General features: G+C 33.9%; 14 protein-coding genes. 11 read left to right on the top strand and 3 right to left on the bottom strand.

Features of this window, described 5'->3' with window-relative positions:
- The first annotated feature begins 269 nt into the window (after window positions 1-269).
- The 5 genes from EZ428_RS03135 to EZ428_RS03115 all read left to right on the top strand — a co-directional run bounded on the left by EZ428_RS03135 (window position 270) and on the right by EZ428_RS03115 (window position 7,755).
- Window positions 270-935 carry an MCP four helix bundle domain-containing protein gene (locus tag EZ428_RS03135; RefSeq protein WP_131551647.1) on the top strand — a complete coding sequence of 222 codons (666 nt, stop codon included), beginning with the start codon at window positions 270-272 and terminating at the stop codon, window positions 933-935.
- Between the two features lie 998 nt (window positions 936-1,933).
- Window positions 1,934-3,799, top strand: coding sequence for an ABC-F family ATP-binding cassette domain-containing protein (locus EZ428_RS24400; RefSeq protein ID WP_131551646.1), 1,866 nt, complete (start codon window positions 1,934-1,936; stop codon window positions 3,797-3,799).
- A 1-nt stretch (window position 3,800) separates the two neighbouring features.
- The gene (locus EZ428_RS03125; RefSeq protein ID WP_131551645.1) at window positions 3,801-4,052 is read left to right on the top strand and encodes a CBU_0592 family membrane protein; all 252 of its coding nucleotides are present in this window, start codon (window positions 3,801-3,803) and stop codon (window positions 4,050-4,052) included.
- A 71-nt stretch (window positions 4,053-4,123) separates the two neighbouring features.
- Window positions 4,124-5,986, top strand: coding sequence for a tRNA uridine-5-carboxymethylaminomethyl(34) synthesis enzyme MnmG (gene mnmG / locus EZ428_RS03120; RefSeq protein ID WP_131551644.1), 1,863 nt, complete (start codon window positions 4,124-4,126; stop codon window positions 5,984-5,986).
- A gap of 131 nt (window positions 5,987-6,117) precedes the next feature.
- Window positions 6,118-7,755, top strand: coding sequence for an Ig-like domain-containing protein (locus EZ428_RS03115; RefSeq protein WP_131551643.1), 1,638 nt, complete (start codon window positions 6,118-6,120; stop codon window positions 7,753-7,755).
- Between the two features lie 57 nt (window positions 7,756-7,812).
- Here the strand turns inward: EZ428_RS03115 and EZ428_RS03110 are convergent, their stop codons facing one another.
- Together EZ428_RS03110 and nadB are read right to left on the bottom strand one after the other, a co-directional pair.
- Complete coding sequence (locus EZ428_RS03110) at window positions 7,813-8,376, bottom strand: gamma carbonic anhydrase family protein (protein ID WP_131551642.1); 564 nt, start codon at window positions 8,374-8,376, stop codon at window positions 7,813-7,815.
- A gap of 56 nt (window positions 8,377-8,432) precedes the next feature.
- Window positions 8,433-10,019, bottom strand: a complete 1,587-nt coding sequence (nadB, locus tag EZ428_RS03105) for an L-aspartate oxidase (RefSeq protein WP_131551641.1) — start codon at window positions 10,017-10,019, stop codon at window positions 8,433-8,435.
- A 443-nt stretch (window positions 10,020-10,462) separates the two neighbouring features.
- Between nadB and nadA the strand changes: the two genes are divergently transcribed.
- From nadA to EZ428_RS03085, 4 genes are all read left to right on the top strand, one after another.
- Window positions 10,463-11,464, top strand: coding sequence for a quinolinate synthase NadA (gene nadA, locus EZ428_RS03100; RefSeq protein WP_262711762.1), 1,002 nt, complete (start codon window positions 10,463-10,465; stop codon window positions 11,462-11,464).
- A 90-nt stretch (window positions 11,465-11,554) separates the two neighbouring features.
- On the top strand, window positions 11,555-12,592 hold the full coding sequence (gene thiL, locus EZ428_RS03095) for a thiamine-phosphate kinase (protein ID WP_131551640.1): 1,038 nt from the start codon (window positions 11,555-11,557) through the stop codon (window positions 12,590-12,592).
- Between the two features lie 121 nt (window positions 12,593-12,713).
- Window positions 12,714-13,154 (top strand): tetratricopeptide repeat protein, encoded by a 441-nt coding sequence (locus tag EZ428_RS03090; protein WP_131551639.1) that lies wholly within the window; start codon window positions 12,714-12,716, stop codon window positions 13,152-13,154.
- 7 nt (window positions 13,155-13,161) lie between these two features.
- Window positions 13,162-13,887, top strand: a complete 726-nt coding sequence (locus EZ428_RS03085) for a trypsin-like peptidase domain-containing protein (protein WP_131551638.1) — start codon at window positions 13,162-13,164, stop codon at window positions 13,885-13,887.
- An 83-nt stretch (window positions 13,888-13,970) separates the two neighbouring features.
- Here the strand turns inward: EZ428_RS03085 and EZ428_RS03080 are convergent, their stop codons facing one another.
- Window positions 13,971-15,242 carry a DNA recombination protein RmuC gene (locus EZ428_RS03080; protein ID WP_131551637.1) on the bottom strand — a complete coding sequence of 424 codons (1,272 nt, stop codon included), beginning with the start codon at window positions 15,240-15,242 and terminating at the stop codon, window positions 13,971-13,973.
- Window positions 15,243-15,321: 79 nt separating this feature from the next.
- On the opposite strand from EZ428_RS03080, the gene purU reads away from it, so the two are divergent.
- Window positions 15,322-16,161 carry a formyltetrahydrofolate deformylase gene (gene purU / locus EZ428_RS03075; RefSeq protein ID WP_131551636.1) on the top strand — a complete coding sequence of 280 codons (840 nt, stop codon included), beginning with the start codon at window positions 15,322-15,324 and terminating at the stop codon, window positions 16,159-16,161.
- A gap of 53 nt (window positions 16,162-16,214) precedes the next feature.
- Window positions 16,215-16,820 (top strand): hypothetical protein, encoded by a 606-nt coding sequence (locus EZ428_RS03070; protein WP_131551635.1) that lies wholly within the window; start codon window positions 16,215-16,217, stop codon window positions 16,818-16,820.
- Window positions 16,821-16,885 lie beyond the last annotated feature (65 nt).

The raw sequence follows: 16,885 nt of genomic DNA, 5'->3' as shown, positions 1-16,885 counted from the left end.
AAATTTAGTTTAGTTTTTAGTTTAGTTAAAAAAATGCGGATGGATGTCCGCATTTTTTTTGCGTTATATTTTTCGTCATTCCCACGCAGGTGGGCATCGTAATGCACCTTATCAAGAACTCGATTAAACTTTGTAACCGCATTACGATGCCCAGTCAAGCTGAGCATGACGAGACAGCGATAACTTTAGCATAATCAAGTCACTTTCTATCCCTAAAATTGACAATATTATAATCTTTATTTACTTTGCCATAAACCAAATTATAGCTTATGAAAATTGCCTTTTCTATTCAGCAAAAAGCAAAAATTGCCTTACTCCTTTTTTGTATCATGGCTTGCACCATATTAATAAGGCTTTTAGAGGACAAGAGCTTGAATAGCATGAATAATGCCTTTGTTTCCATGTATAATGATAGGTTGGTTCCCGCCGCAGATCTTTTTTATGTTTCCGAAATTCTTTTCGAAAAAAGAGATTTGATTGAAAAACATCGCCGTTTAAACATTTCAGAAGCTGAGCAAACCGCTAAATTAATGGCAATTCGTAATTCCAAAATCGACTCTGTCTTAAAAAAATACGGCAAAACTTTTTTGGTTAATGATGAAAAAAGCAGCTTACAGCAATTGAAACAAAGATTAATTACGCACCAAACACTTGAAAAAGATGCAGTTTTTAATACCAAACACAATGATGTTTTTGCTTTTGAAGAGTTAAACTATTCTTATAAGGAGATTCTTAAAAACTTATCGCTTTTAACCAAAACACAAACTTTAGTAGGTAAAGAACTGATTAAAGAATCTGAAAGCTTATATGCCGGAACTAAGATTTACTCAGCCATTCAATTTGTTTTGGCCATTGTAATCGGAATATTAATTGTGTCCATCATCTTTGCTTCAAACGTAATTAAGGTGAAGCAGGAGAAATTTAATCTGAATTAAATCTGGCCTAATGGTCGGTGTCTCATCGACCAGCTTGTTTTAACTATGGCTTCACCATATAAGACACCGGCCAATGGGTAACAATTTAACATTCTCTATCCAAATATTTAAATTTTACCCCCGTTCACTCAACTTAAATTAGTATATTAGTTTAACCATTGCAACTCTAGTAATCAAGCTTTTTCAAAGCATTCGTTCCTTGTTTTAACCCCTCAGGTCCAAGTTAAGTCCACTTCAAGTGCACCTTTACTCCACGTTATATCCACCCTCTCTTTAGTCTTCCTTTAACTGTACCAAAGTGATGTTGTGACATTGCTCTAATTGAAATAGACTATAAATAGGAGAAAAAAGTACGCATAGAAGAAGTATTGAAATAGGCCTAAGTTTGCCAAAATCCTTCGGGTTTTCTTCGGGAATTCTTTTAGGTTTCTTCGGGAACTGTTCGGGAAGCGTTCGAGTCTGCTTCGGGAAGCCTTCGGGAAACGTTCGGGAAACGTTCGACACAGACCCGAATAAAAGTCGAAGCGCACTCGAACGCTTTAGCATCCAAAGGTGATGCAGTTACGACTCAGTTACGATGATATGCTGATGAAAAGATGATGGAGAGGTTCTTCCTTTGCCCCTAATACTTGTCACGCCGACCAGCTTGTTAATTCAATGAAGCAAAATTGATTGAAATCTTTCGTGTTTTCTCCCACATTCCTCCCAGATTCCTTCGAAGAATTGGCCTTTAAAGCAACGTTTCTCGAACAAATCTGGGAGAAGTCTCGAACAAACGTGCTTTCAAACCGTTCAAATCAGGTCAAAACCATTCAAATTCGGTCATCGTGAATCAAGCTACCACAAGCAATGTTTTTTCCTCATACATTCGTTTCAACGTTACTCGTTCTTTGATTTTATTAAATTCTGTCTTTACAATTACCTAGTCAATCTCATGCCAAAATTTTAATCATTACTTTTGTAGTAATTTCTTATCTGATAAATCGTTAAAAAATACTTTGAGTACACTAATTGCAGCTGAAGGCTTAGGCCACGGATACCATGACGAATGGCTTTTCAAAAATTTAACACTGGGCATTAATCCTGGTCAACGTGTAGCGTTGGTAGGTATAAATGGCGCCGGTAAAAGCACCCTTTTAAAATTATTAGCCGAACGCTTTCCTCCTCTAGAAGGAAAAATTGTTAAAAACAAGGCCGTTAAAATTGGCTTTTTAGACCAAGAACCTAGCTTTCCTGATGGTTATTCTATTAGTGATTTCATCTTTTCTTTAGAGAATAAACAGCAACAGCTGATTAGGGAATATGAAGAATTGATTGAAGATCCTAATCCAGATGAAAAAACATTGAACCGCTTATATGAAGAATTAAGCGAGCACAATGCCTGGGAATATGAGCACGAAATCAAAACGATTTTGAGTCGTATGGGGATTAATCATCTACAACAAAAAATAGACACGCTTTCTGGTGGGCAGAAAAAACGTTTAGCTTTAGCTAAGTTGTTAATTGAAGATCCAGAGATTTATGTGTTAGATGAGCCGACCAATCATTTGGATATTGATACGATTGAGTGGTTAGAAAAACTATTGACTTCTGGCAATAAAACCATTCTTTTGGTTACTCACGATAGATACTTTTTAGACAATGTTTGCAATACGATTGTAGAATTGGATAGAGGAAAAATCTATAATTACAACGGAAACTATGCTTTCTTCTTAGAAAAGAAAAGCGAACGCGAGGCTTCAGACGAGAGTACTTTTCAGAAGAACAAAAACCTATTGAAGAAAGAATTAGAGTGGATGAGGCGTATGCCTGCGGCTCGTACGGTGAAATCTCAATCGAGGGTAAACTCATTTTATGATTTAGAAGAAAAAACCAAACAACGTTCTGACAATCAAAAAGTTACACTAAATGTAAAAATGTCTCGTCAAGGAAATAAAATTCTTGAGCTAAATCATATCGGACAAACATTTGATGATAAAAAAATCATTAATGACTTTACTTATGTCTTTAAAAGAGGCGATAGAATTGGTTTAGCTGGTAAAAATGGAACCGGTAAATCAACATTATTAAATATTATTACAGGATTTTTAAACCCAGAAAAAGGAAATGTTGATGTGGGTGAAACTACTGTTTATGGATATTACAAACAAGGGGGCTTAGCTTTTGATCCAAAAGAAAGAGTAATAGACATTGTAAAATCAGATGCAGAATATATTAAGATGGCAGATGGTCAGACCATTTCTGCTTCTGCCCTATTAACTTTATTTCTATTCCCTCCAAAAAAACAACACGGAATGGTAGAGAAATTAAGTGGTGGCGAGAAGAAACGTTTGCACTTGATGAAAGTTCTGATGCAGAACCCAAACTTCTTGATATTAGATGAGCCGACTAATGATTTAGATATTGACACCTTAAATGTGTTAGAAGAATTCTTAGAAAACTTTCCTGGTGTATTAATTTTAGTTTCACACGACAGGTATTTGTTAGACAAGATGAGTGAGCAATTGTTTATCATGGAAGGCAATGGAGGCGTGAGTATTTATAACGGAAACTATTCTGAATATAGAATTAGTTTAGATACGGCAAAAGACAATCAAGCACAGAAGAAGGCAAGAGTTGAAGAAGCTGTTGCTGTAAATACTCCAAAAAAATTAAGTTTCAAGGAACAAAAAGAGCTTGATGAAATAGAGGAAACTGTAGCTGAAAAAGAAAATGAGATTGAAGATTTGACAAAAAAACTCAATTCAATTGATGCAACAGACTATGTTAAAATTCAAGAAACAGCAGCGCAAATAGAAATCCTAAACAAACAATTGGAAAGAATAATGGAGCGTTGGGTAGAACTTTCGGAAAAAACAAGTTAGTATGGAAACCTCAGATGTTATTGCAACTATTGGAGTAAGCCTGTTATTAATTGCTTTTTTTCTGCAAAGTTTAAAAGTGATAAAAACAGAAAGCGCTACTTATGGCTTCCTTAATTTGTTTGGGGCAGGCATTGCAGGATATGCTTCTTGGTTAATTCCTTTTATACCATTTGTTATTTTAGAAGCGGTTTGGAGTGGGGTTGCGCTTTATGGATTAATTAAATTTTATACGAAAAAGAAAAGTTCCACGTGAAACAAAAATAAATCTCATTGAGATTTTTAAGTAATTTTGTATTGTTTCACGTGAAACAAAAATAAAAATCGATGTTTAAAGAGTACGATGTTATTGTTGTAGGCGCAGGTCACGCCGGTTGTGAAGCCGCCGCCGCTGCCGCTAACCTTGGGTCTTCTGTTCTGCTGGTTACCATGAATATGGAAACCATTGCGCAGATGAGCTGCAACCCTGCCATGGGTGGCGTTGCCAAAGGACAAATAGTAAGAGAGATTGATGCGATGGGTGGTTATTCGGGTATAATTGCCGATAAAACTACGCTCCAGTTTAGAATGCTTAATAAATCTAAAGGCCCAGCGATGTGGAGTCCTAGGGCTCAAAATGACAGAAAGCGTTTTGCTGAAGAATGGAGGCTTGCCTTGGAACGAACACCGAACGTAGATTTCTGGCAGGAAATGGTGGGTAGCTTAATCATTAAAAACAACACGGTTGTTGGCGTAAAAACCGCTCTTGGTGTTGAGATAATGGGGAAGGCAGTAGTGCTTACCAATGGCACTTTCTTAAATGGCATTATCCATATTGGAGAGAAAAAATTTGGTGGTGGCAGAACGGGGGAAAAATCAGCTACTGGTTTAACTGAACAATTAACCGAATTGGGTTTTGAAGCAGGCAGGATGAAAACAGGAACCCCTCCCCGAGTTGATGGTCGCTCATTAAATTATTCACTAATGGAAGAACAATGGGGAGATGAAAATCCTGGTCGTTTTTCTTATACCAATGTAGAAAGACCAACAGACCAAAGGTGTTGTTGGATTACCTACACTAACGCTAATGTACACGAAACTTTAAAAGAAGGGTTCGAGAAGTCTCCGATGTTTACTGGAAGGATTAAGGGTTTGGGTCCTCGTTACTGCCCTTCTATTGAAGATAAAATTAACCGTTTTGCAGAAAGAGAAAGACACCAAATTTTTGTAGAACCCGAAGGATGGAACACTTGTGAAATCTATGTAAACGGTTTCTCAACTTCGTTACCAGAAGATGTACAATATAAAGCCTTAACTCAAATTCCAGGATTTGAAAATGCCAAAATGTTCCGCCCTGGTTATGCCATAGAATACGATTATTTTCCACCTACCCAGCTAGGATTAACTTTAGAGACCAAATTAATTAGTAATTTGTTCTTTGCAGGGCAAATAAATGGCACAACAGGTTACGAAGAAGCTGCTAGTCAGGGTTTTATAGCCGGAATTAATGCACACCAAAAGGTAAAAGACCAGCATGAACTGATCATGAAGCGTTCTGAGTCTTATATAGGCGTATTGATTGATGATTTGGTGACCAAAGGAACCGAAGAACCCTATAGAATGTTTACTTCTAGAGCAGAGCATCGTTTATTATTAAGGCAAGACAATGCCGATATTAGGCTCTCTCCTATTGCCCACAAATTGGGTTTAATAAATGATGAACGTTTGGCCATCGTAAATAAGAAAGTAGAAAACTCAGACGCCATTGTAGAATTTACCAGAAAGCAAGGTGTAGAAATGGCTGAGGTAAATGAGTTACTAGAAACTTTGGGAACGGCTACACTAAATCAAAATGTAAAATTATTTAATGTATTGAGCAGACCTCAAGTTGGGATTGAAGACATTAGAAAAGTAAACAAACCTTTTGATGAACTTTTAAATAACTTTGACCAAGAAACTGTTGAGCAAGCTGAGATTAAAATTAAATACGAAAGCTATTTCGAAAAAGAAAATGAGATTGTAAACAAAATGCAAAAGATGGAAGATAAATCTATCAATCCTGAATTTGATTATAACAAGCTCTTATCTTTATCAAAAGAAGCAAGAGAAAAATTGTTAAAGATAAAACCAAGAACTTTAGGACAAGCTTCAAGAATTTCTGGTGTTTCTCCTTCAGATATCTCAGTTTTGATGGTTCATATCACAAAATAACTATATATGTTTGATTATCAGTAATTTAACTTAAATTTATCTCGGCTTATTTTCAGGCGATTTAAAAGCATTTCTCAAAACTTTAATCATATCTATTAAAAACAATATAAAATTAAATACAGCCAATCTAAATGCCTAAAAATAAGAAGACAGCAAAGACCCCGTATTTACATTATCTAATTTTAATAATTGGACTCTTTTATGGCTGTGCAAGCATCCAAACTCCTCAAGGTGGACCAAAAGATACTACCCCCCCAAAGGTTTTAAAAATGGAACCAAAAAATATGATGACAAATTTTAATGCGAAAAAAATTGTTATCGATTTTGATGAGTACATTAAATTAAATAACGAGTTCAAAGAATTTTCTATTTCACCTGAGCAGGACAAAGCGCCAATCTTAAAAGGAAAATTAAAACGGCTAGAAATTACGCTTCAAGATTCTCTTGAAAAAAACACTACCTATACTTTAAATTTTGGAAAAGCAATAACAGACATTAACGAATCTAACGAACTTAAAAATTTCACCTATGTATTTTCTACCGGCCCTACTCTAGACTCACTAAGCATAAGTGGAAGGATTAAAAATTCTTTAACCGGCGAACCCGAACTTGATGCTGTTGTCTTTATCCTTCCGGTAGAAAGAGATTCTCTGTTTGGTAAAAAGAAACCATCCATTTATACTACAACTGATAGCAGTGGTTTATATAAGATGAATAACCTTAAAAAAGGCACATATAAAATTTATGCACTTAAAGAGAAAAGCGGCGATAAAATATATCAGCAAGTAAACGATGAGGTTGGTTTTATTAAGGAGCCTATTGTTTTAGATAAGAATTTAGATAGCGTCAACATCAGTGTGTTTAAAGAGTTAGCTAGTACATTTAGAATTATCGACAGAAGATTAAATACTGATGGAAGTATTTCGATGAACTTTAATCAGAATTTAATTAAACCGGAAATTTCTGTAATTGAACCCGCAAATATAGATGCGGGCAAAAAAGTTCAGTTTAATAAAGGCAATGATTCTGTTAAAGTTTGGCTAAATGATTTAAGCTTTGATTCTCTTAAAGTAGCCATAAAAGACCAGGGGAAAATTTTAGAAACCGTTAAGTTTACCAGGGGAAAAAGAGATACTTACACTAGAAATATTACCATTTCTGACAATACTGATAATAGTGTACTCAATCCCAATAGAAGCTTAAAAATTGAATTTAATTTACCTATAGATAAAATTGATTTAACGAAGGTAATCTTATTGGAAGATTCTATTCCCAGAAAAGGAATAACGATAGAAAAGGATAGTTCGGACGTTTTAAGTTATAATGTTAAATATCCATGGAAAAAAAATGAACCTTATATTTTGAAATTTGAAGCTGGGTCTATAACTGGTATTTTTAATTCTAAGAATAAAGAAATTAATAAGAATTTTAAGTTAGGTAGCACGGATGAATATGCCACTTTAACCTTAAATGTTGTTGTACCCGATACCAGTAAAAATTACATTTTACAACTGGTAAATGAAAAAAAGGAAGTTGTGATTGCAAGTAGGAGAATCTTAAAAAGTTCATCGATAATTCTTGCTAACTATAAACCTGCCAGCTATTATGTAAGAATAGTTTACGATGATAATAAAAATGGTGTTTGGGATACTGGAAATGTAAGCAAGGGTATCCAACCAGAAAAGATTTGGTACGCTTCAAAAGAGTTCTCAATAAGGCCAAATTTTGATGTAAGGGAAAAGATAGAGATACCACCCCCAACCCCCTAAAGGGGGCTTTGCATGGCGGAATATTAAATATTGATAGGCAAGTCCCCTTTAGGGGATTTAGGGGTTAAACCACCCAGAATACATGATATAATTATCAGGTAATTTATTTAATAAAGCTCGTTGCTCGTCTGTAATGGGCTTTATTTTCTTTGCAGGTGTTCCTGCATATAGATATCCACTTTCACAAATTGTATTTTCCAAAACTACTGCACCTGCAGCAATGATACAATATTCCTCAACAATTGCATTGTCCATTACAATGGCACCCATTCCTATTAAAACATGATCTTTAACATCACAACCGTGTACAATGGCATTATGACCCACAGATACCCTATTACCTATATGTGTAGCTGCTTTTAAATAGGTAGCGTGTATAACTGCTCCATCTTGTATATTACTATCATTACCAATGGTAATACTGTTTACATCCCCCCTAATTACAGCGTTAAACCAAACCGAACAGTTCTCTCCCATCACAACATCTCCTACAATGGTTGCGTTTGGTGCAATGAAACAATTTTCTCCCCATTTTGGGTGAATGCCTTTTACAGGAAGAATAACCCCCTTACCCCCTGAAGGGGGATTTGAATTTCCGTTGTTTATAATATCTTGATTCATTTTTAATTGTATTTTTTTGGCAACTTAGGAAAGTCCCCTTTAGGGGATTTAGGGGTTTATATTATGGTATCAACTAATTCTTTTGCGTGTGCTGGATAATCTGTTGTGAAGTGTAATCCCCTACTTTCTTTTCTGGCAACTGCTGATTTTATCACCATATAAGCTACTTGAATTACATTCCTTAGCTCGCATAATTTGACAGAAACCTTATTTTTTTTGTAGAACTCTTCTGTTTCTTCATACAATAAAAACAACCTTCTCATTGCTCTATCTAACCTAAAATCAGAACGAACAATACCTACATAATCGCTCATTATTTTTTGAGTTTCGCGTAGGTTGTGTGTTACTAAAATATCCTCATTAGATTGAGTTACACCTTGCTCATTCCACTCCGGAATATCATCAGGTACAATGTTATTCTTATAATTTTCTAAAGCGGATAAATAAATACGATGCGCAAAAACTGTTGCCTCTAATAAGGAATTTGATGCTAATCTATTTGCACCATGCAATCCTGTAGATGAAACCTCACCACAAGCATACAAGTTCTGAATAGAAGATTTTCCATATTCATCAACTAAAATACCTCCACACATGTAATGCGATGCGGGTGTAACAGGTATAAAATCTTTTGTCATGTCTATTCCGATAGACAAACATTTAGCATATATATTAGGGAAGTGATTTAAAATATCTGCCTTTTTTCTCATGGTTATATCCAAATAAACAAAGTCATCTCCCGACTTTTTCATCTCGTTATCCACAGCACGAGCTACAATATCACGAGGCGCTAAAGACCCACGTTCATCATATTCATACATAAATTCTTCGCCATTTCTTCTTCTTAACACACCACCAAAACCCCTAACCGCTTCAGAAATTAAAAAAGATGGGTATTCTCCAGGATTATATAAAGCTGTTGGATGAAATTGAATAAACTCCATGTTTCTAATTTTTCCCTTTGCTCTGTATACCATTGCCATTCCATCGCCAGTGGCAATAACCGGATTAGTGGTGTTAGAATAAATGTGACCAGCGCCACCACTTGCCATAACTGTAACGTTTGCTAATATCTTTTCCACATCGTTAAGCTCTGTGTTAAAGGCATATATACCGTAGCAGTTGATATCTTCACTACTCTTATCCACATGTTCACCTAGGTGATGTTGGGTAATTAACTCTAAGCAGAAGTAGTGTGTTAATATCTCTATGTTCTCATTTTCATGAATTTGCTTTAATAAAACACTCTCTATTTCGTATCCCGTAATGTCTTTATAATGCAAGACCCTATGTTCCGAATGACCACCTTCTTTAGCCAAATCGAAAACACCTGCAGTGTTCTTATCAAAGTTAATCCCGTAGTCTATAATCTCTTGTATTCTTTCAGGGCCTTCTTTAACTACGATTTCTACAATTTTTTCATCACATAATCCATCGCCAGCAATTAAGGTATCTTCTATATGTTTTTCGAAAGAATCAGATTTATCTACCACAACTGCTACTCCACCTTGTGCATATTTAGTATTTGATTCGTCTTCGTTAGATTTGGTAACAATTAACACTTTTCCGTGCTTAGCAGCCTTTAAAGCAAAACTTAAACCTGCAATACCTGAACCTATGACTAAAAAATCTACTTTCCTCATTAAAATTAACGTAAATCAACAACTTGTTAAGAACATCACAAATAGTGTTAACAGAATGTCTAAATAAAACCAACAACTATTTTTGAATGTTTAAAGCTAAGGTAAAAAGGTAATTTGACACAATCTTTTACATTATTTTTAAGCAACTTTGCATAGTTTATTAACTTTTTACACCACAACTAACAATACACATTTAGGTATTGATAAGTTTTTTAGTGAATTAGTATAACGTTGTAAATCAGTAGAAATTTATAATAAAAATGAATGTTAATTGTTGGTAACTATGTGATAACTCATATTACCTCATTTAAATTAAGAACTTACTCACAGTACCAACACCTTAATAAGTAATAAGATTCTATTTATTTTAAAATAATTATAAATTATTGTACTGTTGAAACCAGCTATCTTTACAAAAGTTAAGAGCTACTAAAAAGAATGCGATGATGACTATAGATGTTTTAGAAGAATTAAATAAAAAAGGTTTTGTTGACGAATCGATTGACCCTACCCTTGATTTATTTGATGAAATTGAAAAATTAAAGAAAGAGAAAAATGCAGTGATATTGGCTCATTATTATCAAGAGCCTGATATACAAGATATTGCTGATTATATTGGAGATAGTTTAGGTTTATCTCAAGAAGCTGCTAAAACAGATGCAGATATAATTGTGTTTGCTGGAGTGCATTTTATGGCAGAAACAGCCAAGATCTTATCGCCAAATAAAACAGTTTTATTACCAGATTTAAAAGCTGGATGTTCTTTGGCTGATAGTTGTCCACCTCACCTGTTTAAAAAATTTAAGGAAAAATATCCAGACCATTTGGTGATTACTTATGTGAATTGTACAGCTGAGCTAAAAGCTTTGAGTGATATTGTTTGTACGTCAACAAATGCGGTACAGATTGTGGAAAGTTTACCAAAAGAACAGAAAATTATTTTTGGTCCAGATAAAAACCTGGGTGCCTGGGTTGCAAAAAAAACCGGAAGAGATTTAGTATTGTGGAATGGTGCTTGTATGGTACACGAAATATTTTCTAGAGAGAAAATTACCAAGTTAAAAGAGCGTCACCCAAATGCTAAATTTATTGCACATCCAGAATGTGAAGAAGCTGTTTTGGCAATGGCCGATTATATTGGAAGTACTACTGGATTGTTAAAATATGCCATCAATAATCCAGCAGAAGAATTTATTGTAGCTACAGAAAGTGGAATTATCCACCAGATGGAAAAAGCTTGTCCAACAAAAACATTTATTCCGGCACCACCAAATAATAGTTGTGCTTGTAATGAATGCCCTTACATGAAAAGAAACACACTAGAGAAATTGTATTTGTGTTTAAAAAATGGTTTACCCGAGGTTACAGTGCCTGAAAATATTATTGTAGAAGCTCGCAAACCAATAGAAAGAATGTTAGAAATTTCAGCAAGTTTGGGATTGTAATAATAATCCGTCACCCTGAATTTATTTCAGGGTCTTTCCTGCAAAGAAGATGCTGAAATAAATTCAGCATGACGAACTTAAATAGAAATTATGTTTGAAAATAAAGAACGCACAGCGATATCAGATTTAGGTGAATTTGGATTAATAAAACACTTAACAACCAACTTTAAAATACAGCACGAAACCAGCTTAAAAGGAGTTGGTGATGATGCTGCAGTATTGGATTTTAAAGACCAAGTATTAATATCTACTGATTTATTGTTAGAAGGAATTCACTTTGATTTAGCCTATGTGCCCTTAATGCATTTAGGTTATAAAGCTGTTCAGGTTAACTTAAGCGATATTTATGCAATGAATGGCATAGCTACTCAAATTACGGTTTCAATAGGTATTTCGAGTAAGTTTCCGTTAGAGGCTGTAGAAGAAATTTATAAGGGAATTGAGTTAGCTTGTAATAAATTTAACATCGATTTAATTGGTGGTGATACCTCTTCAAGTAAGCAAGGTTTAGTTATTTCTGTAACAAGTATTGGTCACGCAGCGGCGGAAGATATTTGTTATAGAAATGGTGCTGAAGAAGGAGATTTATTGTGTGTTTCTGGAGATTTAGGTGGAGCTTATGTTGGTTTACAAATATTAGAAAGAGAGAAACAAATCTTTTTAGAAAATCCACAACTACAACCAGATTTAGAAGGTAAGGATTATATCATTGAGCGTCAATTAAAACCAGAGGGAAGAAGGGATATTGTTGATTTATTAGCTCAAATGAAGATTAAACCAACATCTATGATTGATGTTTCTGATGGTTTGGCTTCTGAAATTTTGCACATCTGTACACAATCTGAAAAAGGTTGTACTTTATACGAAGAAAAAATTCCTATAGACCCAATGACTTATGAAACCGCTCGTGAATTAGGTTTAGATCCAACGGTTTGTGCATTAAATGGTGGTGAAGATTATGAGTTGTTATTTACCATTAAACAAAGTGATTACACAAAGTTGAAAAATGATGTTGATATCAGTATTATTGGCCACATAACTGATAAAAATTCTGGATGTAACATGATTTCAAAATCTAATGTTTCGCATGAGTTAAAGGCGCAAGGTTGGAATGCTTTTAAGGGATAATGATGCTTTGTCATTCCGAGGAACGAGGAATCTGCTGAGGGGAATTTGATTTAATAGATTCTTCGCTGCGCTCTGAATGACAAACAAGCTCTGAATGACAAAATTTTAAAAAGACTTTATTATGAAAAGAACAATTATACTTCTGTTTTTCTTATTTCATTTTAGTTTTACTAATGCTAATGAAAAGTACAGTTATAATAAATATACATCAGCAACACTTTCATTAGATACTGCAAAAGCAAATAAATTTTATAAAAAAGGATTGATTTCAGCTAAAAATGAAAACTATAAAGAAGCATTCGATTATTTTACAAAAGCTATAAATTCAAATCCAAATTTTGCAGAAGCATACCTTAAAAGAGCCATTGTAAGGTATAAAGCCAAGATTTATGAAAATATATGGGGTGATTATGATATGGCTATAAAATTAAAACCTGATTACGGTGAAGCTTATTATGAAAGAGGTAGGTTTAAAGGCCAAATTTCTGGCAGTGGTCTTTTAAAAAGAGCAGAGAATGAAGATATTAAGAAAGCAAAAGAGTTAGGTTACAAACCTTTTTAATGTAAAAATGAAATCAATCACTCTATTTTTCATTCTTATTTCAGTTTCCTTAAATTCTTTTTCACAAGAAAAATTATCCTCCAAAAAATTCGATGAAATAGCTTTAGTCAATGGCATCACTTTTATTGATTCGAAGTTTGACCAACCCAAATTCAGCTGTGGATTTATCTTAAAATATGGAAATGATACGCTTGCAATTACAGCAAAGCATTTGCTAAATATTATCAAATCGGATCATATGAAAGCTGTTTCACTTGAAAGTAGCATCAAATCTTGGAGTTTATATCCTTTGACAAAAAAGGATGAATTTATTATTACTGATAAATTATTAAATGAAAATAAGAGTGAATTATTAGCAGATAAATCGACTTATATTAATGATTTATTGGTTTTTTCTATTAAACAAAATCATTCAAAAGTTAAGCCATTAGAAATTAGAACGACTGTACTTGTAGAGGGAGAAAAACTATATGCTGTTGGTTGGACAAGAAAAATGGAAAGTGGTGAACAAAGGGTTTACGAATTTGAATTTTATAAAATAAGTGGTAATCGTATTTTACTTAAGGATGTAATCGTACCAGAGTTATTTGGTGGTTTAAGTGGAGCACCTGTAGTTGATGAAAATGGAAAAGTAGTGGGAATCGTATCTGGCTCAACAACAGACCCTGAAACTAAGAAAAAATATTTTTCTCCATTTTATCTTACTGAGCTAAAGTCATTTATTGGGAGATAGGTAAGTTGATATCAATGTAAAAAAGAATAGCTTGTATTTCGCATTAAGATGCCCAGTCAAGCTGAGCATGACGAACCCTAAAATTACTCGTCCCCATTCTCTAAAAATTTAGAATCTATCTGTTTATTAGACTTTGTCTTTGCTCCTAGTTTTTTAATCTTTTCTACTTTGCCAATTAGATTTCCATTGCCATATTGCAACTTTTTAAAGGCATCATCATGTGCTTTTTGAGTAAGGTCAATATGTTTGCCAATCTTATCCATATCTTCTAAAAAACCAACAAATTTATCATACAAAGCACCAGCCTCTTCTGCAATTTCAAATACGTTTTTATTTTGTCTATCTACTTTCCAAATGCTGGCAATGGTGCGTAAAGTTGCTAATAAAGTAGTAGGGCTTACAATAACTACTTTTCTATCCCAGGCATAATTAAATAATTCGTTATCTGCTTGAACGGTTACGCTAAAAGACGATTCTATAGGCATAAAAAGTAAAACAAAATCTGGAGAATTGATTTGATATAAATTTTGATAATTTTTACCAGCTAAGCCATCAATATGAGATTTTACTGAGATTAAGTGTTGCTTCAAATTCAGTAACTTCTCTTCATCAGTTTCTGCATTCATCATTCTTTCGTAGGCAACCAAGCTTATTTTAGCGTCTACAATCAAATGTTTCTCGTCGGGCAAGTCAACTATCACATCAGGCTGAAAACGGGCGCCTTCGGCGCTAGTAATACTTGCTTGGGTGCGGTATTCCCTATCCTTGATTAATCCAGAACGTTCTAAAACCCTTTCTAAAATAACTTCGCCCCAATTACCTTGTTTTTTACTATCGCCTTTAAGCGCTTTGGTTAGGTTATTTGCATCAGCTTGGATTTGTTTACTTTGGTCCATCAATTGAAAAATAACACCTTTTAATTGACTTCGCTCAGCAGCTTCGGTTTGATAAACTTTATCTACTTTTTCTTCAAAAGATTTAATGTTTGCTTTTAGTGGGTTTAAAATAGAATCTAAATTTGTCTGATTCTGTGCTGTGAATTTTGCTGTCTTTTCATCCAATATTTTATTAGCAATAAGTGAAAATTCTAAGGTGAATTTTTGTTGTAAATCTTCAAGATTCTTTTGTTGTTCTGCCAGTTTATCACGATGTGAATTAACCAAGGCTTCTGCTTTAATCAAATTGCTTCGCTCAGCAGTAAAACGCTCACGTAAATCATTTAGTTCATCTTCTAGTTTAAGTTTTTCTTCCTTTAAATAGTTGATGGTGTCATTATTTGCTATAGGTTTACGCATTAATACAGCAATAATTAACAACACTACAATTATTAAGAGTACAACAACAACGATTTCCATTTTGCTAATATTTTTATCAAAAATAGAAAATATTAGCTAACCAATTTTGAAGAGATTGCTTAAATACTATATTTACCGCATGAATAATCTTTTAGTCCTAATTCAATGTAAAGATAGCGTTGGCTTAGTTACCAATATCACTCGAGTCTTAGCGCAACATCAATTAAATATCATCGCCATGCGTGAATTTGTTGATGAAGTAAAGCAGCAATTTTTTACAAGGATTGAATGCAGTGGAATTGTGGAAAATCACAATAATTTGCAACAAGAATTACTGAATAATTTGCCAACAGAAGCTGGTGTCCGTTTGATTCCGGAAGCAGAAAAGAGTATTGCATTATTGGTGACCAAAGAATTTCATTGTTTGGCAGATATTTTAGTAAGGGATAACTTTAAAACCCTTGGGGCAAAAGTTAAGTGTGTAATTGGAAATCACGAAACGCTAAGAGATTTTGCCGAGAAATTTGAGGTTCCATTTTTTTATGTTTCTCACGAAGATAAAGGAAAGGCTGATTTTGAAAATGAAATCACAAGTCTATTATCAAATTATCAGTTAGATTATATCGTGTTGGCCAAGTTCATGAGGATTCTTTCACCAGATTTCATCGCTCAATATTCTAATCAAATCATCAATATACATCACTCCTTTTTACCTGCATTTATTGGTGCAAACCCATATAAACAGGCTTTTGAAAGAGGTGTTAAAATCATTGGCGCAACCGCTCATTTTGTGACTAACAACCTAGATGAGGGACCAATCATTTCTCAACAAACCATACACGTTAACCATACTTTTGATGCGAAACAAATGGCGGTTGCAGGCAGGGAAATTGAAAAGGCAGTGTTGAGCAAAGCACTAGAACAAATATTAGAAGATAGGGTGTTTGTTAGTGGAAATAAGACGATAGTTTTTGAGTAGGGTTTTTAACCACATAGGGACATAGAAGATATAGGTATTTTGAAAGTTTAATAATGAAATATATAGTAATCATCTTTTCGATTTTATTAAGTGTAAATACATTTGGACAGGTACGCAAAAAGATAAAGCCGCCAGTTGAATCAGATGTAAAGTCAAATAAATTTGGAAGGATTTCTAATATTAATTTTTCAACAAGAATAAAAAAGTATCCATTTAATAAAGCAGTACAAATACAGTTGGTTTCCTTTGAAGACCCAACAGGTGGAGGTCAAAGAGACTCCACAAAAAAAATTATTTATAACCAAAATATGCCAAAATCATATTTTGCGGTTTGCATTAATCCATTTAAAGAGATAAAAACGCTTAATTATATTCAAGTAGATAAACTAACAGATATCCTATTTAATTACGGTCCGCTAGGCGAAAATCACATATGCAGTTTTGGTGCATGTTATTCCCCCCATAACGCCATATTATTTTTAGACGAAAATGGGAAAGTCTTTGATTTTATAGAAATATGTTTTCATTGTTTACACATGTATAGTTTTTCAAAAAAATTAGATGTTGAAAATGAATGTGACCATACCATTAATATGATAAGCGAGTTTTTTAAAGTGTCAGGGATAAAATATGGTGTTGTGGATGAAGTAAAAAAATAGGTTGAGTGTAAACGCCGTCTATAAAAGCATGGTAAATCAATGAAAATATAAATCCATTTCTATTG

The organism is Pedobacter frigiditerrae (assembly GCF_004331645.1).
GTDB lineage: Bacteria > Bacteroidota > Bacteroidia > Sphingobacteriales > Sphingobacteriaceae > Pedobacter > Pedobacter frigiditerrae.
The sequence above is the reverse complement of the archived record's forward strand: the minus strand, read 5'-3'. Positions and strand labels throughout refer to the sequence as shown.

Bases quoted from the DNA above. Each gene is read 5' to 3' on its own strand.
- nadB (WP_131551641.1), bottom strand. From the start codon at position 10,019: ATGAGGAAAGTAGATTTTTTAGTCATAGGTTCAGGTATTGCAGGTTTA.
- EZ428_RS03070 (WP_131551635.1), top strand. From the start codon at position 16,215: ATGAAATATATAGTAATCATCTTTTCGATTTTATTAAGTGTAAATACA.
- EZ428_RS03110 (WP_131551642.1), bottom strand. From the start codon at position 8,376: ATGAATCAAGATATTATAAACAACGGAAATTCAAATCCCCCTTCAGGG.
- EZ428_RS03135 (WP_131551647.1), top strand. From the start codon at position 270: ATGAAAATTGCCTTTTCTATTCAGCAAAAAGCAAAAATTGCCTTACTC.
- EZ428_RS03090 (WP_131551639.1), top strand. From the start codon at position 12,714: ATGAAAAGAACAATTATACTTCTGTTTTTCTTATTTCATTTTAGTTTT.
- nadA (WP_262711762.1), top strand. From the start codon at position 10,463: ATGATGACTATAGATGTTTTAGAAGAATTAAATAAAAAAGGTTTTGTT.
- thiL (WP_131551640.1), top strand. From the start codon at position 11,555: ATGTTTGAAAATAAAGAACGCACAGCGATATCAGATTTAGGTGAATTT.
- mnmG (WP_131551644.1), top strand. From the start codon at position 4,124: ATGTTTAAAGAGTACGATGTTATTGTTGTAGGCGCAGGTCACGCCGGT.
- EZ428_RS03080 (WP_131551637.1), bottom strand. From the start codon at position 15,242: ATGGAAATCGTTGTTGTTGTACTCTTAATAATTGTAGTGTTGTTAATT.
- EZ428_RS03125 (WP_131551645.1), top strand. From the start codon at position 3,801: ATGGAAACCTCAGATGTTATTGCAACTATTGGAGTAAGCCTGTTATTA.
- EZ428_RS03085 (WP_131551638.1), top strand. From the start codon at position 13,162: ATGAAATCAATCACTCTATTTTTCATTCTTATTTCAGTTTCCTTAAAT.
- purU (WP_131551636.1), top strand. From the start codon at position 15,322: ATGAATAATCTTTTAGTCCTAATTCAATGTAAAGATAGCGTTGGCTTA.
- EZ428_RS03115 (WP_131551643.1), top strand. From the start codon at position 6,118: ATGCCTAAAAATAAGAAGACAGCAAAGACCCCGTATTTACATTATCTA.